18 protein-coding genes, 1 tRNA gene and 1 pseudogene are annotated in these 18,774 nt (G+C 55.8%); 9 read left to right on the top strand and 11 right to left on the bottom strand.

Features of this window, described 5'->3' with window-relative positions; translation table 11 throughout:
- The first annotated feature begins 2 nt into the window (after window positions 1–2).
- Window positions 3–77 (top strand) — tRNA-Glu (locus tag AC2FH2_RS10460).
- Window positions 78–82: 5 nt separating this feature from the next.
- Here the strand turns inward: AC2FH2_RS10460 and AC2FH2_RS10455 are convergent.
- From AC2FH2_RS10455 to AC2FH2_RS10425, 7 genes are read right to left on the bottom strand one after another with little or no spacing between them, the layout of a single operon-like run.
- Window positions 83–1,924 (bottom strand): V-type ATP synthase subunit A, encoded by a 1,842-nt coding sequence (locus AC2FH2_RS10455; protein ID WP_496823473.1) that lies wholly within the window; start codon window positions 1,922–1,924, stop codon window positions 83–85.
- On the bottom strand, window positions 1,921–2,613 hold the full coding sequence (locus AC2FH2_RS10450) for a hypothetical protein (protein WP_281994823.1): 693 nt from the start codon (window positions 2,611–2,613) through the stop codon (window positions 1,921–1,923). The genes AC2FH2_RS10455 and AC2FH2_RS10450 overlap by 4 nt, the downstream gene beginning before the upstream one ends.
- Before the next feature lies 1 nt (window position 2,614).
- Window positions 2,615–3,292, bottom strand: coding sequence for a hypothetical protein (locus tag AC2FH2_RS10445; RefSeq protein WP_142634693.1), 678 nt, complete (start codon window positions 3,290–3,292; stop codon window positions 2,615–2,617).
- Window positions 3,292–3,735 (bottom strand): ATP synthase subunit C, encoded by a 444-nt coding sequence (locus tag AC2FH2_RS10440; RefSeq protein WP_281972343.1) that lies wholly within the window; start codon window positions 3,733–3,735, stop codon window positions 3,292–3,294. The genes AC2FH2_RS10445 and AC2FH2_RS10440 overlap by 1 nt, the downstream gene beginning before the upstream one ends.
- Complete coding sequence (locus AC2FH2_RS10435; protein ID WP_496823471.1) at window positions 3,732–5,528, bottom strand: V-type ATP synthase subunit I; 1,797 nt, start codon at window positions 5,526–5,528, stop codon at window positions 3,732–3,734. The genes AC2FH2_RS10440 and AC2FH2_RS10435 overlap by 4 nt, the downstream gene beginning before the upstream one ends.
- Window positions 5,525–6,130 (bottom strand): V-type ATP synthase subunit D, encoded by a 606-nt coding sequence (locus tag AC2FH2_RS10430; RefSeq protein ID WP_496689803.1) that lies wholly within the window; start codon window positions 6,128–6,130, stop codon window positions 5,525–5,527. The genes AC2FH2_RS10435 and AC2FH2_RS10430 overlap by 4 nt, the downstream gene beginning before the upstream one ends.
- Window positions 6,108–7,469, bottom strand: a complete 1,362-nt coding sequence (locus AC2FH2_RS10425) for a V-type ATP synthase subunit B (protein WP_496823469.1) — start codon at window positions 7,467–7,469, stop codon at window positions 6,108–6,110. The genes AC2FH2_RS10430 and AC2FH2_RS10425 overlap by 23 nt, the downstream gene beginning before the upstream one ends.
- A gap of 319 nt (window positions 7,470–7,788) precedes the next feature.
- Between AC2FH2_RS10425 and AC2FH2_RS10420 the strand changes: the two genes are divergently transcribed.
- The 8 genes from AC2FH2_RS10420 (at window position 7,789) to AC2FH2_RS10385 (ending at window position 15,330) form a co-directional block, all read left to right on the top strand.
- Complete coding sequence (locus tag AC2FH2_RS10420; RefSeq protein WP_271946219.1) at window positions 7,789–9,528, top strand: ABC transporter substrate-binding protein; 1,740 nt, start codon at window positions 7,789–7,791, stop codon at window positions 9,526–9,528.
- Window positions 9,529–9,590: 62 nt separating this feature from the next.
- Window positions 9,591–10,640: an ABC transporter ATP-binding protein gene (locus tag AC2FH2_RS10415; protein ID WP_496823467.1), complete on the top strand. Its 1,050-nt coding sequence runs from the start codon at window positions 9,591–9,593 to the stop codon at window positions 10,638–10,640.
- 1 nt (window position 10,641) lies between these two features.
- Window positions 10,642–11,718, top strand: a complete 1,077-nt coding sequence (locus AC2FH2_RS10410) for an ABC transporter ATP-binding protein (RefSeq protein ID WP_496823465.1) — start codon at window positions 10,642–10,644, stop codon at window positions 11,716–11,718.
- A complete protein-coding gene (locus tag AC2FH2_RS10405) occupies window positions 11,715–12,578 on the top strand; it encodes a carbohydrate ABC transporter permease (protein ID WP_142634709.1) in 864 nt (287 codons plus the stop codon). The genes AC2FH2_RS10410 and AC2FH2_RS10405 overlap by 4 nt, the downstream gene beginning before the upstream one ends.
- The gene (locus tag AC2FH2_RS10400; RefSeq protein WP_142634711.1) at window positions 12,575–13,372 is read left to right on the top strand and encodes a carbohydrate ABC transporter permease; all 798 of its coding nucleotides are present in this window, start codon (window positions 12,575–12,577) and stop codon (window positions 13,370–13,372) included. Before AC2FH2_RS10405 ends, AC2FH2_RS10400 begins: the two co-directional genes overlap by 4 nt.
- An 8-nt stretch (window positions 13,373–13,380) precedes the next feature.
- Entirely contained in the window at window positions 13,381–13,785 is a 405-nt protein-coding gene (locus AC2FH2_RS10395; RefSeq protein ID WP_142634713.1) for a DUF2160 domain-containing protein, read from the top strand.
- Window positions 13,786–13,850: 65 nt separating this feature from the next.
- Entirely contained in the window at window positions 13,851–14,246 is a 396-nt protein-coding gene (locus AC2FH2_RS10390) for a BlaI/MecI/CopY family transcriptional regulator (protein WP_142634715.1), read from the top strand.
- Window positions 14,233–15,330, top strand: coding sequence for a M56 family metallopeptidase (locus AC2FH2_RS10385; protein ID WP_281994828.1), 1,098 nt, complete (start codon window positions 14,233–14,235; stop codon window positions 15,328–15,330). The genes AC2FH2_RS10390 and AC2FH2_RS10385 overlap by 14 nt, the downstream gene beginning before the upstream one ends.
- Before the next feature lie 217 nt (window positions 15,331–15,547).
- Here the strand turns inward: AC2FH2_RS10385 and AC2FH2_RS10380 are convergent.
- The 4 genes and pseudogenes from AC2FH2_RS10380 to AC2FH2_RS10365 form a co-directional block, all read right to left on the bottom strand.
- Window positions 15,548–16,092, bottom strand: a pseudogene (locus AC2FH2_RS10380) (DDE-type integrase/transposase/recombinase).
- 106 nt (window positions 16,093–16,198) lie between these two features.
- Window positions 16,199–17,248: a hypothetical protein gene (locus AC2FH2_RS10375; protein ID WP_496823463.1), complete on the bottom strand. Its 1,050-nt coding sequence runs from the start codon at window positions 17,246–17,248 to the stop codon at window positions 16,199–16,201.
- A 22-nt stretch (window positions 17,249–17,270) separates the two neighbouring features.
- Window positions 17,271–17,582, bottom strand: coding sequence for a MocE family 2Fe-2S type ferredoxin (locus tag AC2FH2_RS10370; protein WP_496823461.1), 312 nt, complete (start codon window positions 17,580–17,582; stop codon window positions 17,271–17,273).
- A complete protein-coding gene (locus AC2FH2_RS10365; RefSeq protein ID WP_281994830.1) occupies window positions 17,582–18,742 on the bottom strand; it encodes a fatty acid desaturase family protein in 1,161 nt (386 codons plus the stop codon). The genes AC2FH2_RS10370 and AC2FH2_RS10365 overlap by 1 nt, the downstream gene beginning before the upstream one ends.
- Between the last annotated feature and the right edge of the window lie 32 nt (window positions 18,743–18,774).

The following is an 18,774-nucleotide window of genomic DNA, read 5'->3' as shown; positions in this document are numbered from 1 at the left end:
GTGGCCCGTTCGTCTATCGGTTAGGACGCCAGGTTTTCAACCTGGAAAGAGGGGTTCGATTCCCCTACGGGCTACCACTTCATCACACTCCGAACTTTTCCTGACACAGGGCCTGTACTTGCGCCCAGACGGATTTGAATTCCGGCGTGTTTTCGGCGGCATAGTGGAAGTTCTTCATCAACCCCGTAAGCTGAGTGAAGACTTGGCGCACCTCGGCCTTGTCGGCGTATTGCGCGGTGGATTGAGTGACGCCATAGACCAGTTTGAACGTCATCTTCTGACGCTCTAGCGGCACCGACGCATCCACCGGGTCAAAGGCATCCTGCTGCAGATAGACCATGTCGACAAACAGCGCCTTTTGCTGAGTCACAAAATCCTCGATCGTGACCCCTTCCTCGCCGGTCACCTGCATCATCTGGTCAACCTGTTCGCCCCTTTCGATCAATGCCAGCAAGTCGCGCACTTTGCCCGTCCATCCGGCCTCGGCGTTGGTGTCGTACCAGTCTGAGAGCTGTTCCAGATAACGCGACCAGCTGAGCATCGGATCGACCGCAGGATAGAACCGCTTATAGGCGCGTTCGGACGACAGGCCGAGGAAACACTTCACCGTGGACAGCGTCGATTGCGTGACCGGTTCATCAAAGTTCCCACCTGCCGGTGACACGGTCCCGATCAGGGTCAGGCTGCCGGTGTCCCCATCATTGGTCTTCATCGCTCCGGCGCGTTCGTACAGCCCTTTGATTGAGCTTTCCAGATAGGCGGGAAAGCCTTCCTCGCCGGGGATTTCTTCCAGTTTGCCGGATGTCTCGCGCATCGCTTGTGCCCAGCGGCTGGTACTGTCCGCAATCAGCAGCACGTCGTACCCCATCTGACGGTAATATTCGCCCAGGGTGATCCCGGTGAATATAGACGCCTCGCGCGCGGCTACGGGCATCGAGGAGGTGTTGCAGATGATGATCGTCCGGTCCATCAGACTGCCGCCAGTGGTCGGGTCGGTCATCTTCGGGAATTCCGCAATCGTCTCGACAACCTCGCCCGCGCGTTCACCACAGGCCACCACGATCACGATGTCCACCTTGGCGTTGCGTGCAATCAGGTTCTGCAGCACCGTCTTGCCTGCGCCGAACGGACCAGGAATACAGGCCGTCCCACCGCGGGCAATCGGAAAGAACGTGTCGATCAGGCGTTGAGAGGTCAGGACAGGTTCGGTCGGATAGAGCCGCTCGGACAAGGTGCGTTTCAGAACGTTTTCCGGCAAAGCCCGTCGTACCGGCCATTTCTGCGACAGGGTCAGCGTGTGCTCACCCCCCTGTGCATCTTCAAGCCGCGCCACGATATCATGGATCATGGCCGCACCCTTCTGAACCCAAATGACTTTGTAGTCCCCAACCCAATTAAAGGGCAGCATGATCTTATGGGTGAAATGCCCCTCGGGCACCGCCCCGATGCTGTCGCCTGCTGTGACCGTGTCGCCCACCTTGACCGATGGGGTAAACGACCACTTTGCCTGAGTGTCCAGCGGCGCCACGTCCGCCCCACGCGGCAGAAAGGTTCCGAATTCTGCCGCCACTTTGGCCAAAGGCGACTGCAAGCCGTCAAACACCTGCCCCAACAGCCCAGGACCAAGTTCGACCGAGAGCAGCTGCCCGGATTGTTCGACCGGGTCGCCCACGGCGACGCCATCAGTGCTTTCGTAAACCTGCACATCGGCTGTGTCGCCCCGCACCCGTAACACTTCGGCTTTCAGACGTTCCTGACGTCCACCGGGGCCGGGCCGTGTGGGCAGAATGAAAACGACCTCATTCTTGACCAGCTGTCCGGGATGGCCTGTGGCATCAGGGTTCGCCTGAATTTGTACCAGCCCTTCCTGTACCGAGACGACGCGGGCAGTAGAGGTCTGCGTGGCGGAGGTTGGGGCTGTCATGCGCTTACTCCCTCGAAATCTAAGTCGATCGCACTTGCCATGGCGTGTTGCGCCAGTTTCTCAAAGCGCGTTGCCGCGTCACGCGCATTGCTTTGCGCCCAGCGATCAAAAATATTCCAGATCAGAACATAAATCGCCACGGCTTCGAAATCGAATAGATGGCGCGCGGCGTAGCGTTTCAGTTGCTTATGGCTGACCGACAAAAGCAACCGTTCAAGCCCCAGGGGATCATCGACATCCAGCAAGTGTTTGGCTTCTTTGATCCAGGGCATCGGGGTTTCCAGCCGAAAGGCAGGGTCGCCCCAGTTGGCCGGAATGTGTCGGCTCCAGCGTCCAATGCCATAGACGCCACTAGGTGCAGCACCCCCCTGTTTGCGCAGGCGCAGCGCGGCAACCGCCGTCCTCAAATCCATCCGTTCCATGAACAGCTTGCGCAAGGTCGGTTGTGGAATGTGCCGGAGCGCTTCTTTGCATCGCTCAATGGTCTGTGCATCCGTGACGTTCATATCATAGTTGTTCCAGTTCAGAGCGTGTTCCATTACCTCCAGAACCCGTGCATCCGCTGGTGTCAGCGCCCGCAAGCGCCGGTCCAGCCTGAGCCGCGACAGCGGAGGTTGCTTGGCGATGAACAACCGTTCCGAGCCCGGCAGGCTGCTGATCAGCGCGATATAGGCGTCAGGGTCCGACATGTTACCGGATCACACCTTCCAAAACGGCACGAAAGCGCGGCTGCAAATGTTCCATCAACAACGAGGCGACGGCCTTATCGGTCAGATCCAGAACAACCCCCTGTTCATCAGCCCGGATGCGGATGCCATTCTGGGTGTCATCCGCGCTGTGCAGCTCAACCTGTTCCTTCAGCATTTCAGCCGTCAGTCCCAGAACGTAACGCGTCAGCTTTCCCGACTGAATATCATCGGCGTTCTGTTTGATGTCATCCTGAGTGGCGACCCTGGGAGGCAGTATGACCTGCGCGGGCCCTTCCAGTCTGGCGTCTGACGCGGCGCGACCGACGACTTCAAGGATCATTTGTTTCAGCAGTTCAGGATCAGTCATTTCTTGGGTGACCAGCCGTTCAACATCCTTGCGGAATCGATCTGTCAGACCGGCCTTCATTGTAAGCACCGCATCACGCATCGCTGTATTCAGCGCCTCTTCTCCGGCTGTGCGATAATTATCCGCCTCGGCACGGGCCTTTTTCCGATACTCATCTACGTCGCGCTTGGCATCGGCAAGAATTTTGGCCGCCTCGGCTTTGGCATCAGCGCGCAGCTTGTCTGCATCGGCCTGACCGGCAGCCACACCATCGCTGCGCAGCTTGTCGATCAGCGCATCCACCCCATGCGAAATCATCCCGTCCTGTGCCATCAGCTAATCCCCGCGCTGATGACCAAAGCAAACACAAAGGCAAATACGCCAAAGCCCTCGATGATTGCAGCCGGCGCAAGTGCCAGGCCAAAAATCTCGGGCTTTTCCTTGGTTGCGTTGATCGCTGCAGCACAGGCCCTTCCCTGCCAGATGCCGCAATACATCAGGGCGATGCCCGACAGGATACCGATCCCGAACAGCCCGCCTGCATTTTCAGGCGTCACATCGCGGTTCAGCGTGAACATGATGACGATGCCGTAGATCACCATCGTCGATGGAAAGGCCGACACGCCGATAAACCGGCCATACCCGCCTTCGGTTTCCGTCATCGCTCCGATACTGGCCTGTCCAGCAATGGAACAGCCAATCGCGCTTGCTGCGGCGCCCAGCGCCATGGGGGCATAGATTCCCAACCAGCCCAATGTAAGTACAAGCTCATTCATTCCTGAACCTCCTTGCGGGCGAACGGGCGAAAGACGATGCCTTCATCCGGCAGGCCCCATTTAAAGAATTCGATGTAATTGAGACGTAATCCGTGAACGACGCCGCTCATCATGGCGAGCGCGAAATTGAGGATATGCCCGGCGATCAGGATCAACACTCCGAACAGAAGGCCCAGCCCTTTCAGGGACTGCATCACCGAGACCGCCAGATCGTTGAACGTGATCGCCAGCGAAGCCGAGGCCAGCCCCAGCGCAAACAGGCGCATGTAGCTAAGCACATCGCCAAAGGCCCCCATCGCCCCGGCCAGCCCCTGCACTCCTTCTATAAGGCGCCAAAGCCAGTCTGACGGTTTGGCAATCTCGCGCTCGCTGGTGAACAGAAGGATCGCCAAAGCGCCTGCGATCATAATCGCAGCACCCGGTGCTGTGGGTCCGCCTTTCATATAGCTCAGCCACAGTATGAACCCGCCGATCAACACCGCGATCCAGCCAAGATTGGCAACGGAACTGCGCCGCCCCCAAGACGCGCGTGCTGCAAGCGCATTCGCCAATATCAGGTGCAGAACGCCGACCACGATTGAAATCATCATCATCGAGTCGAAATTGTTCAGGTTCAACAGCTTGAGTTTCCCCCAGATCGTGCTCGAAGCCGGGGAAGCGCCAAAATAGCTTCCAACCAAAATCCCGTACAGGACCGTCGCGCCCGAGATGATCAGACCATAAAGCCGCCACGATCTTTTCGCCGGTGTACTGTCGAGACGTTTCCAGAAGGCCAACAGCCCTAGCAGGATAACCAGGCCATAGCCGGCATCCGCAACGATCATCGCAAAAAAGATCGCGAACGAGACGGACACGATTATGCTGGGGTCCCATTCTCGGTACCCAGGAACCTGATAGAACAGGGCAAGGTCTACCGCTGCACTGCGATTTTCCGGCTGCTCAAGCAGCGTCGGAGGCATCTCGTTCGGGCCCGGGTCTTCGATCAAAACAGCGGCGTTCTGCGAATTGGCCATGTCCAGGACAGCCTCGACCTGATCGCTGGGCACCCAACCCTGCAGGGCAAACACTTCGCCTTCGTCGCGGACCTTTTGCGTGGCATGGGCCAGTTCTGCTGCGCTTTCGGCGGCGGCAAGATTACGCCGCATCAACGTCAGAAAACGGGTCTGCCCGATACGCTCGGCTTCCAGCGCCTCAATGGCGATTTCGGCCTCTTCCAGCTGAGCTTCAAGCTCGTGAATGGGCAACGAACCCGTATGGGTGCGCGGCACTGGAAGGATGTCGTCTTCGGGATCTTCCGGGGCGATCAGAACGGCGTAGAGAAACCGGTGATCCTCTTGCAGGATGGCCCAGGGCAACTGAAGCTCCGCCAGTGCCTCACGGTGCTTTAGCGGCAGTTGATAGAACCAAAGCCGGTTGCCTGCCAACACATCACTCGGCGGAAAATCCAGATCTCCCCACGGGCGCACCTGAGCGATCCGGTGGGATAGAAAATCCCGGTGGTCGGTCATATCCCTTATGCGCTGCATCAAGTCCAGAACTTCACCGACGAACTGGTCCATATCAAAACCAGAATCGCGCCGAACCTGACGGCGCGTTTCCGACGATTCTTTCAAAAACCGCAATGCTTTATACGCATCTCGGGCACCACGCTCATTGATCCGCTCTGGCTCTGCCGGCGGCGGTGCCAAAGGCAAAACATGCATGCATCCCAATGTCTGCAGCGCGCCTAGAGTGTCCCCCTTGTTCGCGGCACGGCCGACCAAAGACAGTTTTTTCAGCCTTACAACACTCATGCCGCAACCTCCTTCGCATGTTTGCGTTTGGAGATTTTCGAGCGCACAACGGATTGCATCTGTTCATCGCTCAGATAGATGCGGATTTTCTTGATATTGGCCCTGGCGCGCGGGATCAACACCTTCTCGAACAGATTGACGCGCTGCGTGATCGTGGCGACTGATTTGTCAAAAATCCTGACCCTTTCTTCGGCCACTTTCACGCGCAATCGGGCTTCGATCATGTCATGCAACAAACGCGCCACTGCATCCACCCAATGTGGCTTGGCCAAAAGGGAATACGGACGTACCGCGACCTCGATTCGGTCCAGATCGGGCATGGTAACGCCAACCACGTTGACCTTCTTCAGGCGGTAATCCTTTAGTTCGACCAACCCTTCCAGGTCGACACCTTGTTGCGCCAGCATGGGCAGCTTTTCCCCGACCTGCTGTGCCAAGCGCGTCACCTCCTCCTGCAGGTGCTGCACATTTTTACGTGCCTTGGCCCGTTCAGCCATCAGTTGCTGACGCTTCAGGTCCAGAGACGGCAAGAACCGCTCATAGCTTTTCAGCTGCGTCTGCTCGCGTGCAAGCGACGATTTATTCAGCTGCAACCGCGCCATGTGCATCCTTTGGGAAGTATTTGTCGATCAGATCCTGCTTCATCAGCAACTGCTCGGGGGCAAAGCATTCAGCTAGTGTCTTCCATGCCAGATCTAACGCATCCTCCAGCGGGATCGAGACGTTGATGTCCATAAAGCGTTTGCGGAACAAAGCGCCGAATTTCAGCAACTGGTTGTCATAATCCGATAGGTCAAACGCCATGGCCTGTTTCTGCGCGGCATCTCGGCTTTCGGAATAGAACCGGATCATCGTGTTCATGATCTGGCCGTGGTCTTCGCGCGTGGTCTTGCCGATTACATTCTGCTTGAGGCGTGACAAACTGCCGAACGGGTCGATCACGCCGGAATGCAGGTAAAACTGGCCTTCAGTGATATACCCGGTGTTGTCCGGGACCGGATGGGTCACGTCATTCCCGGGCATGGTTGTGACAGTCAGCACAGTAACCGATCCACCCTTGGCATAGTCGCAAGCTTTCTCATACCGTCGTGCCAGTTGCGAGTAGAGATCGCCCATATATCCACGCTGCGATGGGACGCGTTCCTGACTGATCCCAACCTCTTTCATCGCATCGGCATAGGCGGTCATATCCGTCAGCAGGACCAGAACACGTTTGCCCTCTTCCACAGCGAATTTCTCGGCAACGGCCAGCGCCATATCCGGCACCAGCAGGCGTTCGACCAACGGGTCCATGGCCTGATTGACGAACATCACGGTCCGCGAGAACACGCCCGCATCCTCGAACGAGGTTCTGAACGTGTGGTAGTCGTCAAAAATCAGCCCTAGCCCGCCAAACACAACAATATCCGCATCCGCCTGAATGCCGATGCGGCTGAGAAACGCGTTGAACGGCTCGCCGGATACCGAAAAAATTGGGATCTTCTGGCTTTCGACCAGTGTATTGAACACGTCGATCATCGGCACATCCGTGCGAATCATCTTGTTGGGAACCGACCGCTCAACCGGGTTCACCGTCGGTCCCCCAATGTCGATGCGCGGTTCGGCAGACAAGTCCGGACCGCCGTCAATCGCCTCGCCTGCGCCGTCAAACACCCGGCCCAGAATATTGGCCGAATACGGGGTTTGCATCGGATGACCAAGGAACGTTGCTGTCGCCTCGGTCGAAATCCCCTTGGTACCCGAGAACACTTGCAAGGTTATCACATCGCGGTCGATGAAGATGACTTGCGCCAGCGTTCTGTGCCCATCGACCGTTTCGATCACGGCCAGATCGTTGAAACGCACCGTCGCGTCAGCGGACCCGTCACTCGGAACTTTTATCTTTAGCGTATCCCCCACGATCTCGAGAACGCGGGTAAATTTCAGAAGACTTCGGGACATTGCTGATCCTCTTAGCCTGAAAACTTGATTGAACTCAAATCGTGCAGCAAACGGTCACAAAGGTCTGCTTTTCAAATGGACCCACATCACAGCGTCTGCCGAAAAACCACGCGCGCGACCCTGCATTCAAGGGGTCTGCGAACTGAAATTAATGGGCAAATGGTGCTTTAAAACATGATATAAATCAATTCATTTTCAGAAATTTATCCCTGCCATCACCTCAATTACTAAAAATTTAGTTTGACACGCAGGAGGCAAATCGCTGATGCTGATCGTCATCCGGTCTGCGCCGGATCACATTATCTTTGGGAGGAAACAGATGCGGAGACATCTACTTTCCGCAGTGGCGGCGGCTGCCGTCATTGCGGGGCACGGTCCCGTTTGGGCCGACGAAGCCGCAGCACAACGCTGGATCGACGACGAATTCCAGCCATCAACCCTGTCGAAAGACGAACAGATGGCTGAGATGCAATGGTTCATCGAAGCTGCACAGCCTTACAATGGCATGGAAATCAACGTCCTGTCCGAAGGCATCCCTACGCACTCTTACGAATCTGAGGTTCTGACCAAGGCGTTCGAAGAAATTACCGGCATCAAGGTCAATCACCAGATTCTGGGTGAAGGCGAAGTAGTTCAAGCCGTTCAAACCCAGCTGCAAACAGGTCGGAACCTGTATGACGGCTACGTGAACGACAGTGACCTGATCGGCACCCACTCGCGTCTGCAGTTGGCGTATCCGCTGACCGACATGATGGGTGGCGACTGGGCGGGCACGACCTCTCCGACGCTGGATCTGGATGACTTCATGGGCATTCAGTTCACCACCGGTCCGGATGGCAAGCTGTATCAGCTGCCTGATCAGCAGTTTGCGAACCTCTACTGGTTCCGCAAGGACTGGTTCGACGATGAGGCAAACAAAGCCGCGTTCAAAGAGAAGTACGGCTATGATCTGGGCGTTCCGGTCAACTGGTCCGCTTACGAAGACATCGCCGATTTCTTTACCAACGATGTGAAAGAAGTCGACGGTACCGCGATCTATGGCCACATGGATTACGGCAAGCGCGCACCTGACCTGGGTTGGCGTATGACCGACGCGTGGCTGTCGATGGCTGGTGCTGGCGACAAGGGTGAGCCGAACGGTATCCCCGTTGACGAATGGGGCATCCGTATGGAAGCGGGCACCTGTAACCCTGTTGGCGCTTCTGTGTCGCGCGGCGGTGCTGCGAACGGTCCAGCTGCGGTCTATGCGATCCGCAAATGGGACGAATGGCTGCGCAACTATGCACCTCCAGGTGCCGCGTCTTATGACTTCTACCAGTCGCTGCCGGCGCTTAGTCAAGGCAACGTGGCCCAGCAAATCTTCTGGTACACCGCCTTTACCGCCGACATGGTGAAGCCGAAGTCCGAAGGCAACAACACCGTCGACGACGAAGGCACACCGCTTTGGCGGATGGCGCCGAGCCCGCATGGCCCCTATTGGGAAGATGGTCAGAAGGTTGGGTATCAGGACGTGGGATCCTGGACCTTCCTGAAGTCGACCCCTGCGGATCGTGCTCAGGCGGCTTGGCTGTATGCCCAGTTCGTGACATCCAAGACGGTCGACGTGAAGAAGTCCCATGTGGGTCTGACTTTCATTCGCGACAGCTCGGTCAACCACGAGTCGTTCACCGAACGCGCGCCCAAGCTGGGTGGTTTGGTCGAGTTCTATCGCTCACCTGACCGCGTGGCATGGTCGCCGACCGGCATCAACGTGCCGGATTATCCAAAGCTGGCCCAGATCTGGTGGCAGCAGATCGGTGACGTGAACTCGGGTGCCTTCACTCCGCAAGAAGCGATGGATCGTCTGGCCGAAGAGATGGACATCACAATGGGCCGGATGCAGGCCGCGGATGAAAGCGCCGGTGTCTACGGCGGTTGTGGTCCGCGCTTGAACGAGCCGCAGGATGCGTCCTTCTGGCTGGAAAAGCCGGGTTCGCCAAAAGCCAAGCTGGAGAACGAAAAGCCGCAAGGCCAGACCGTCAACTATGACGAACTGGTTCAGCGCTGGCAGTCCCAGTAAGCGTAAACTCGTAGGCCGGGCTCAGACCCGGCCTACCCCCAAATACCCCCAGAGAACACCAGATGATCGAACTTCAAGACGCGACCAAACGAGTCGGCAACGTCATCCATATCAAACCCACGAATCTGACGCTGCAAACAGGCCATTTCAATGTGTTACTGGGTGCCACCGGTTCCGGGAAAACATCACTGATCAAGATGATGGCTGGACTGGATCCGATCGCCACAGGCAAAGTCCTGATGGACGGTCAGGACGTGACTCGGCTGAATACGCAGAAGCGTAAGATCAGTCTGGTGCACCAGTTTTTCGTCAATTACCCCCATATGAGCGTTTTCGACAACATTGCCTCGCCCCTGCGCGTGGCAGGCATGGCGAAAAGCGAAATCGAAGGCCGCGTGGAAGAGGCCGCTGATCTGCTGCAGCTGCGCCCGATGCTGCAGCGCCGCCCGCACGAGCTGTCGGGTGGACAACAACAACGCACCGCTTTGGCCCGCGCGATTGCCAAGGAAAGCCGGGCCGTGTTCCTTGATGAACCCCTTGCCAATCTGGACTACAAACTGCGCGAAGAGCTACGCGAGCAACTTCCTGATCTTTTTGCCGGACGCGGGGCCGTTGTGGTCTATGCGACTTCAGAACCGGAAGAAGCATTGCTGCTCGGTGGTCATACCGCTCTGATGGCAGACGGCCGGGTCACCCAATTTGGGCCAACCGCTGATATCTACCGCAATCCGGAAAACATCGCAGCCGCACGTGTGTTCTCGGATCCGCCCATCAACGTCGCGCATATCATCGTCTCGGGTGCGCAGGCGCAACTTGCAGGGGGCGGTGGATGGGCCGTCACCGGCATCGCAGACGGTGAATACACAGTTGCGGTACGCCCGCATCGCGTGACGCCATTCCGCACATCGGACGCAGATGTAGAACTGACCGGGCGTGTGATCGTGACCGAGCTATCCGGATCTGACTCCAGTGCGCATTTCCAACATGGGAACGACGCATGGGTTTCATTGGCGGCGGGCGTACATCCCTATCAGGTTGGCGAAGACCATAGTTTCTATATGAATCCGGCCCATTGCCGGTATTTCGGCCAAGACGGCAAAAGGGTGGCCTGACATGGCACAGATCAAGCTTTCAAACCTTCGACACAGCTATATGCCATCGCCGCAAGGCCCCGAGGATTATGCGCTGAAGGAAATCGACGTCACTTGGCGCGATGGTGGGGCCTATGCGCTGCTGGGGCCATCAGGCTGCGGCAAGTCTACGCTGCTGAACATCATCTCGGGCCTGCTGACACCCTCCGAGGGGCAGATCCTGTTTGATGACCGCGACGTGACCGCCCTGCCCCCTGATCAGCGCAACATTGCGCAGGTTTTTCAGTTTCCAGTGATCTACGACACGATGACCGTAGGCGAGAACCTAGCCTTTCCTCTGAAAAACCGGGGCGTTGACGCGGTAACCATCAAGCGGCGTGTTGATGAGATTGCCGAAATGCTGGATGTCGCGGATATGCTGGGCACCAAAGCCTCTGGCCTGAGCCCGGACAACAAGCAAAAAATTTCGATGGGGCGCGGACTGGTGCGCGATGACGTGAATGCGGTGATGTTTGATGAGCCGCTGACCGTGATCGACCCGCATCTGAAATGGAAACTGCGGTCCAAATTGAAAGAGCTGCACCAGCGCGTAAAAGCCACAATGATCTACGTCACCCACGACCAGACCGAGGCGTTGACTTTTGCTGATGAAGTCGTGGTCATGCAGGATGGTGAAGTGGTTCAGATTGGTACGCCGGTTGAACTGTTCGAGCGGCCTCAGCATACATTCGTTGGTCACTTTATCGGCTCGCCCGGCATGAATGTCTTGCCCTGCGAGACAAAGGGCGATCGCGCTATTTTCGAAGGGCATGAAGTGGCCTTGGAAGGTCCGACCCATGGTGAAGGTGGTCGCACCGATCTAGGAATACGCCCGGAATATGTAGGCTTCGGCCAATCCGGCATACCGGCACATGTCACCAAAGTGGCCGATATCGGGCGCCATTACGTGGTCAGTGCCATGGTTGGGAACACGCCGATCAAGGCCGTCACCGAACACAATGCGCCCGAACAAGGCTCGATGGTCTTTCTGCAATTCAAACCCGAGCAGTCCCGCGTCTATCGCGACGGCTGGATCGCAACGCAGGAGCGGGCCCAATGAGAACAATAAACCAAAGAGCATGGTTCTTTGTCCTGCCAGTTCTGGCACTGGTCGCGTTCAACGCGCTGGTGCCAATGATGACGGTGGTCAACTACTCGGTGCAGGAGACCTTCGGCAATAACCAGTTCTTCTGGGAAGGGCTGGGATGGTTCGAACAAATCCTGCGCTCCGACCGCTTTCAGGCCGCTTTGGGGCGACAGTTCCTGTTTACCTTCATGATCCTGATCATCGAGGTGCCGCTGGGCATCATTGTTGCCCTGTCGATGCCGCGCAAAGGCTTTTGGGTGCCGGTCTGTCTGGTGCTGATGGCTCTGCCGATGCTCATCCCCTGGAACGTCGTCGGCTCGATGTGGAACATCTTTACCCTGCCCAAAATCGGTCTGCTGGGGTATTTTCTGAATGACGTGCTGGGCATCAATTATGACATGACACAGCAGCCATTGTCGGCCTGGATCACTGTCATCATCATGGATGTCTGGCACTGGACTTCGCTGGTGGTTCTACTGTGCTATGCGGGTCTGGTTTCGATCCCGGACGCCTATTATCAGGCGGCCAAGATCGACGGTGCAAGCCCGTGGTCAGTGTTCCGGTATATCCAGTTACCCAAGATGAAGACGGTTCTGACAATCGCCATCCTGCTGCGGTTCATGGACAGTTTCAACATCTACACCGAACCCTTCGTTTTGACTGGCGGGGGTCCCGGAAACTCGACCACCCTACTGTCGATCGACCTTGTGAAGATCGCGCTGGGACAGTTCGACCTTGGCCCTGCGGCTGCGATGAGCTTGATCTATTTCGCCATCACACTGCTGGTCTCATGGGTCTTCTACACTCTGATGACAAAGGATGACGCCGAATGAAAAAGCGCTCCCTCATCCCGATCCTCTATATCGCGTTCCTGATGTTGCCGATCTATTGGCTAGTGGCGATGTCCTTCAAGACCACGAACGAGATCCTGTCGGGCTTTTCTCTGTTCCCGCAGACCTTTACGCTGGAAAATTACATCACGATCTTCACAGACCCGACGTGGTATTGGGGCTACATCAACTCGATCACCTATGTGACGCTGAACACGGTACTTTCCGTCTGTGTCGCCCTGCCAGCGGCCTATGCGTTCTCACGCTATCGGTTCCTAGGGGACAAGCAGTTGTTCTTCTGGCTGCTGACCAACCGGATGGCACCGGCTGCGGTGTTCGCCTTACCGTTCTTTCAGCTCTATTCGTCAATCCAGTTGTTTGACACCTATCTGGCGGTGGCGCTGGCGCATACGCTGTTCAACGTGCCGCTAGCGGTGTGGATTTTGGAAGGGTTCATGCGTGGCATCCCCAAGGAGTTGGACGAAACCGCTTATGTGGACGGGTATTCCTTTCCGCGCTTTTTCGTCACGATATTCCTGCCAAATATCAAAGCGGGCGTAGGCGTCGCGGCATTCTTCTGCTTCATGTTCTCATGGGTCGAAATGCTGTTGGCAAAGACTCTGACAGCGGTCGAGGCCAAACCCATCGCTGCCGTAATGACCCGAACCGCGTCCAGCGCCGGGTACGAATTGGGCCTACTGGCCGCCGCCGGGACGCTGACCATCATCCCCGGCGCCATCGTCATCTGGTTTGTCCGCAACTACATCGCGCGTGGTTTCGCGATGGGGCGTGTATGAGGTTCGATATGCGTAAACTGCTTTTGATCCCCTTTCTGATCCCCGGTTCGGCCTTGGCGCAAGCACAGGCCGGGTGGGGAAGTGTGGGTCAGCCCGAAGAAAAAGAGTTTTCCTGGACCGCGCCCTTGTGGCCGGATTTCTGGATGGCGTGGACACCGGCGACCCTGGCCGTATTTGTCGGCATCTTTTCAGCCATCGCTCTGATCGGTCTGCTGGAAGGGTTCAAATACCGCGACGGGATTGAACGGCGCGGCGTTCTGGGCTTGACTACCACATTGGGCGACCGGCTGTTCATCACGTTGCTTGGGGCAGCTTACATTTTTCTGGCCTGGTTAGGGCTAGTCGGGCAACCGGTCTGGACACCGCTGTTCCTGTCCATCGGCTGGGGCGTTTTCGTGTTCTGGAAAGTTTAGGCTTTGCGAAACCATCAAAGGATGCTTGTCTGTCAGGCACAGGAAAAATGACGGCACTGGGATCAATGCGAAAGAAAAAGACGACAAACCTGCTGACCGAGGTCGAACTGGAGTTCATGAACGAACTCTGGGCTCTGGGTCAGGGCTCGGTGCGTGATGTACTGGACCGGCTGCCACCAGATCGGAACCTGGCCTATACGTCAGGGGCAACAATCCTTCGCATTCTTGACGAAAAAGGCTTTGTAGAAAGTCGCAAAAACGGCAAGACCCTGAGTTATACGCCGCTTCTGGAAAAGGATAGGTATCAGGCGCGTTCACTGCAGAACCTGTCACGAACCCTGTTCGATGACACACCAGCCACGCTGGTTGCACGGTTGGTAGATGACGCCGGTCTGAGCGAGGCAGATCTTGAGGATATTCGGGCACTGGTAGAGAGGAGACTGCAAAATGACAGCGGTTAAACCGGTTCTCGACGCATTTCTCGAACTGAATCTGGTTCTTGCCTTAGCGGCTATTGTATGGATCGCGGCAAGATACGTGGTTTCAATGACGCAGATGCGACACGGGTTTGTTGCACAGCTGCGCGCATTGAAAATTCTGTGTCTTTGCGTACTGCTCAGCCCCCTTTTGGCAATCGGGGCTGGTTTGGTCATGGCGATGTATTCCGTTGAAGGCGGGGTCGCCATTGGGGATCTTGCCGTTGCCGCCTATCTGCGTGGCGATATCGCCATGCCCGCCACCCAGTTCGAGGCCCTGCTCAATACCCGGCAAAGGTGGATCGAACAGACCCTTGCAGGAGAAAACCCGATTATATCGGCAATCTTGGTGGTAATGGCGCTCTATTCTGCGGTCTGCATCCTGCGCATTATCCGTGACGGTTTGGCAATCCGAGGCATTGTTCGCTCCAGCTATCTGTGGCGAAGCTCGGAAAAGGTCGATATCCGCCTGTCCGACCGGGTCACAGTCCCCTTCGCCGTTCGCGGTTTGTGGCGCAGGCATGTGGTATTGCCCAGCCATCTGCTCAACACCCCCAGCGATATGCGGTTTGCCCTTGCACACGAGCTGCAACATGTAAGGGCTGCCGATGTTGAATGGGAACTGGGGTTCGAGCTTTTGCGGCCGTTCCTGTTCTGGAACCCGGCATATCTGATTCTCAAGTTTCAATTCGATCGGCTGCGCGAGCTGGCCTGTGATCAATCCGTCGTTTCGCGCCGTGAAATCAACGCGGTCGAATACACGTCCTGCCTGCTGAACTATTGCTCCAATTCAGTAATGCGCGGCAGCCCGCGTGTATTGAACGTAGCATTGGTTAAAGGGGGCAAGGCCAAACGCGTCTTGCGTCAACGTGTGATTGCCCTGGCAGATGCCCCTGCAATCCAACCCACAATGCCCCCTCTGTTCTTTGCCTTAAGCGTGGCTTTTGCTGTGATATTGGCGTTAGGCGCTGCGTCATTGCAGCCTGTAGACGACTGGAGCCATGACAGGTTGATGCTGTCGACCGTTGTGAACCTTGAACGGTTGGAAGCCCGCAATCAGGGCAACTGACCCTTATTCGTGGGAAATAATTTCGAAGGATCTGCAGCGCGACGCACATTCTTGCAGCGAAGCCAATCCGCGTTTGCAGAAGAAAGAAATCGCAGGTTGCTTGGTGAAACAGGCTGAGTGGCGGTGCTGTCAGGCAAATTCGAACCAGTCTCAGTCTACCTCAGAAAGCTGAAAATTAGGCGAAACTAAATTGGCTCCACGCCGAAAGAGCGGCGGTTCAACTGAGTTTGAACTTGTCGCGTGAGTAAAGCTGCCGTTCATGATTGAAATGACTATGGACGGAAGTGTCGTCTGCGGCAAACTTTTGCAAACACCGCCTTTGCCGGAAGCAGAGCATCGCACGTTCTTTTCGCCGACGGAAGATGTGAATACTCAGCAAGATTGTTCTTCCAACGGTCGGTTTCTTGCCTTGAGGCATTTCCTATGACTTTCATCGCCGCGTCGTAAGAGTGCAACTTGTCAGTGACGACGAAACCTGACTGGCCGCATCGTTTCATCGCTTTCTTCAAGTGTAAAAGGGCCGCAACACGATCACGGCGCTTCGTGAAATAGATTTCCAGCACCTCGCCTTCATGGTCGGCTACCCGCCACAGGTGATATTGCTTGCCGTTGATCTTCAACAATAACCTTATTTAGATGCCGCTACCAGTTCGCGAAACATCGCATCCGATTTATGCGTTTTCGGCTAATTTCTGCGGCACAGATAGGGCCAAACCTATTCAACCAGAATCGAACGTACACCATCACTGCTAGACGAATGATCTCAGGGTTGGTTTTGAAGCAGAGAAAAAGTGAGCGTTTTTTTCATCAAGCGAAGCTACGAAACTGCCCTGCCTGTCTCAAGCCAATTTCCCTTAGCACCACCCGTTCAAATGTTCAGGGCTTGCGGATCGAATGGCACAAGAATCTCCTGATTTTCTGTACCTCGGATCAAAAGTTGGTTTCCCAGAGTTTCAACTGCAATCACCCTGGCTCCACTACACCAACGAAGCGCCCCGATGACATGTGTAACCTCAACTTGGCGATCGGGGTTTAGATGAATGACGCCGTGATCGTTGGGGGAACTGTTTTCGACATTTCCCAGGATGGGCGACGCGGCCCCCTCCTCAACCCCAAGGCAGGCGAAGTGGCGGCTCGACCAAGGAGCATAGTATCGACCACCGTTCGAATGCCACAACATCGTCATCGGCAAAGCCTGAGCCGATTTAAGCGACAGGAACATGTCGCCCTCCACGGGGCGAGTTACCGCGGTCCAACCCAATTCCTCATCAGGCGAATCCAATCCAACAACAAAGTCTTCACTCTGTGGAGACCATGGGTAGTTTGACAGATTCACTTCGCGGTCTTTCCCGGGAAAAGACGCCAACGTTTGGCTTTCAGCCGGATATCTAAGCGCTGAATAGCCTAATGCCGGATCAACTTCCTGTTCAACCTTAGGCGTTCTCCAACACTGCTTTCGAGAGGTATGGATGATCCCACCATTGGGCAAGGATACATTTGCGTGATTTGCAACCGGCATCGTGCCGTCGCCACCAATGAAAGTGTGACGCTGGTAGACGAATGGATGCTCAGGATGCAGTGTAATCTCTTTTTGCAGCCTAGCTCCATAGACCGTTCTGTCGAGCTCAGCGCGCAAATAGCTGTCGGTCTTTTCTTCTAGTCTCCAACGAGAGTTAGCTGGCCACCCATGCAGCGGCGATGTCCCCTCAGTTGACCCGAATGGGGCGCAGAAGAAATCACCGCCGAGTTTTTCCAAATGAGGAGCTATACCTTCGGGCATAACTTCGTCTGTGCCGACCCAAGGTGCGCGATGTAGTGGTGAAATCTCAGCGTTACCGTCGTACACACTGAAACTCTCGATCAACCCCAACTGCAAATCGAATGAAAGCCGGATGCCTGTTGCGGACAGCTCGATCACAAACCACTCCTAGCCCAAAAAATCATTCCACCAATACCATGACGCGACCATTTCCTACTCTGGTTTCGTAGGTGCGAAGATCTTCGCATACGGGCGCCCTCAAAGCTTTGCCCGTGCGATAGTCGAATAGCCCATTATGCTTGGGGCACTCTATCTCATTGTCCATCACCAGACCGTCCGATAAGTGCACTTGTTCGTGTGTACAGAGGCCGTCGGTGCAATAGAACTCTTTGTCCAAACTGCGAACAATCAAGTAGGTTCTACCGTCGTGGTCCCAACGAATGAGATCTTCTTCCTCAACATCGTCTACGGCGCATGCGTCAACCCAAGGCATTACGTTCCTCCTCGATCACCGATTTCTAACCCCGTGTTTCTCTCCGGAACTGCCAAGTGAAAATGTTCCCGATATGGGCGGGCCGTCGGCGGGAGAGACTTTCGTATGGCGTAACTCGGGTCAACACGCTGCTTCATGACAGAACCCATCATTTCTTTGTAGCCGTCCCAAATCGAAGTATTCGGCGGCGGCAGATCATCCTTGATCAGATCATGAAGCGCTGGAAGAGAGTAATACGGAACCATCGGAAACATGTGATGCTCAATATGGTAATTCATGTTCCAGTAAACCCAACGGCTTATCGGGTTCATATAAAGTGTACGTGAATTTAAACGGTGATCAAGAACGTTCTCCGCAAGCCCTCCATGCTGAAGCAACCCCGTCATTACAAAATGCCAACACCCATAGACCCGAGGACCTCCGATTAAGAGTATGGGGATCAGGGATTTCCATGCGGCCCCGGAGACAAGCAAAACAAATGAAATCAACAAGACGGCAACGTAGATTGCAATGTGAATCCGCGCCCAAAGGACCGCTTTGGGCCATTGGCTTTCCGGAATGTAATCCCGCTCTTCTTGCGACAAGTTTCCCATCGCATTTCGCGTCAGAACTTTGAGCGAGGTCCACGTTTCAACAATCCCCACAAACGCAAGCGCTTTCAGGACGAGGCTGATCGGGTGCATCCACGCTATTTCCGGATCGCGGCCAACAATGAGTGTATCGGTGTGATGCCGAGCGTGGCTCCAGCGCCAATTGACCGGGTTTCGCATAATCTGGAAGGACGCGATGTGGTACACGACGTCGTTCATCCAGCGGGTTCGAAACGCCGTTCCGTGTCCGCATTCGTGCCAACGGCTGTCGCAGGCCGAACCATACACGACACCGTATGCAAACCAGAAAGGCACGCAAAGCCAGCTACCCCAGAAGTACAGCCCGCTAGCCGCAAATACAAAGTGCAAAGCGATCCAGATCACTGTGTCACGAATGGCCGGCGCATCCCTGCGCTTCATAAGCGATTTCAGCTTCTTACGAGGAACATCGCTGTGGTACCACTCTGCGGCCGACAGACCGTTTTCTATCGCTTGACGCGTATTCGCACCAGTCAGGGAATAATCCCGAACAGTGAGTTCAGAGCCAATGGGTATGGTCGACTTACTCATTTCCCCTTTCTCCATCGCTCACAGCGCCACCC

The sequence above is a fragment of the Ruegeria sp. YTSA105 genome (assembly GCF_059610225.1).
The sequence above is the reverse complement of the archived record's forward strand: the minus strand, read 5'-3'. Positions and strand labels throughout refer to the sequence as shown.

Excerpts from the sequence above, each read along its gene's own strand:
- AC2FH2_RS10455 (WP_496823473.1), bottom strand. The coding sequence starts at position 1,924 with ATGACAGCCCCAACCTCCGCCACGCAGACCTCTACTGCCCGCGTCGTC.
- AC2FH2_RS10450 (WP_281994823.1), bottom strand. The coding sequence starts at position 2,613 with ATGTCGGACCCTGACGCCTATATCGCGCTGATCAGCAGCCTGCCGGGC.
- AC2FH2_RS10445 (WP_142634693.1), bottom strand. The coding sequence starts at position 3,292 with ATGGCACAGGACGGGATGATTTCGCATGGGGTGGATGCGCTGATCGAC.
- AC2FH2_RS10440 (WP_281972343.1), bottom strand. The coding sequence starts at position 3,735 with ATGAATGAGCTTGTACTTACATTGGGCTGGTTGGGAATCTATGCCCCC.
- AC2FH2_RS10435 (WP_496823471.1), bottom strand. The coding sequence starts at position 5,528 with ATGAGTGTTGTAAGGCTGAAAAAACTGTCTTTGGTCGGCCGTGCCGCG.
- AC2FH2_RS10430 (WP_496689803.1), bottom strand. The coding sequence starts at position 6,130 with ATGGCGCGGTTGCAGCTGAATAAATCGTCGCTTGCACGCGAGCAGACG.
- AC2FH2_RS10425 (WP_496823469.1), bottom strand. The coding sequence starts at position 7,469 with ATGTCCCGAAGTCTTCTGAAATTTACCCGCGTTCTCGAGATCGTGGGG.
- AC2FH2_RS10420 (WP_271946219.1), top strand. The coding sequence starts at position 7,789 with ATGCGGAGACATCTACTTTCCGCAGTGGCGGCGGCTGCCGTCATTGCG.
- AC2FH2_RS10415 (WP_496823467.1), top strand. The coding sequence starts at position 9,591 with ATGATCGAACTTCAAGACGCGACCAAACGAGTCGGCAACGTCATCCAT.
- AC2FH2_RS10410 (WP_496823465.1), top strand. The coding sequence starts at position 10,642 with ATGGCACAGATCAAGCTTTCAAACCTTCGACACAGCTATATGCCATCG.
- AC2FH2_RS10405 (WP_142634709.1), top strand. The coding sequence starts at position 11,715 with ATGAGAACAATAAACCAAAGAGCATGGTTCTTTGTCCTGCCAGTTCTG.
- AC2FH2_RS10400 (WP_142634711.1), top strand. The coding sequence starts at position 12,575 with ATGAAAAAGCGCTCCCTCATCCCGATCCTCTATATCGCGTTCCTGATG.
- AC2FH2_RS10395 (WP_142634713.1), top strand. The coding sequence starts at position 13,381 with ATGCGTAAACTGCTTTTGATCCCCTTTCTGATCCCCGGTTCGGCCTTG.
- AC2FH2_RS10390 (WP_142634715.1), top strand. The coding sequence starts at position 13,851 with ATGCGAAAGAAAAAGACGACAAACCTGCTGACCGAGGTCGAACTGGAG.
- AC2FH2_RS10385 (WP_281994828.1), top strand. The coding sequence starts at position 14,233 with ATGACAGCGGTTAAACCGGTTCTCGACGCATTTCTCGAACTGAATCTG.
- AC2FH2_RS10370 (WP_496823461.1), bottom strand. The coding sequence starts at position 17,582 with ATGCCTTGGGTTGACGCATGCGCCGTAGACGATGTTGAGGAAGAAGAT.
- AC2FH2_RS10365 (WP_281994830.1), bottom strand. The coding sequence starts at position 18,742 with ATGAGTAAGTCGACCATACCCATTGGCTCTGAACTCACTGTTCGGGAT.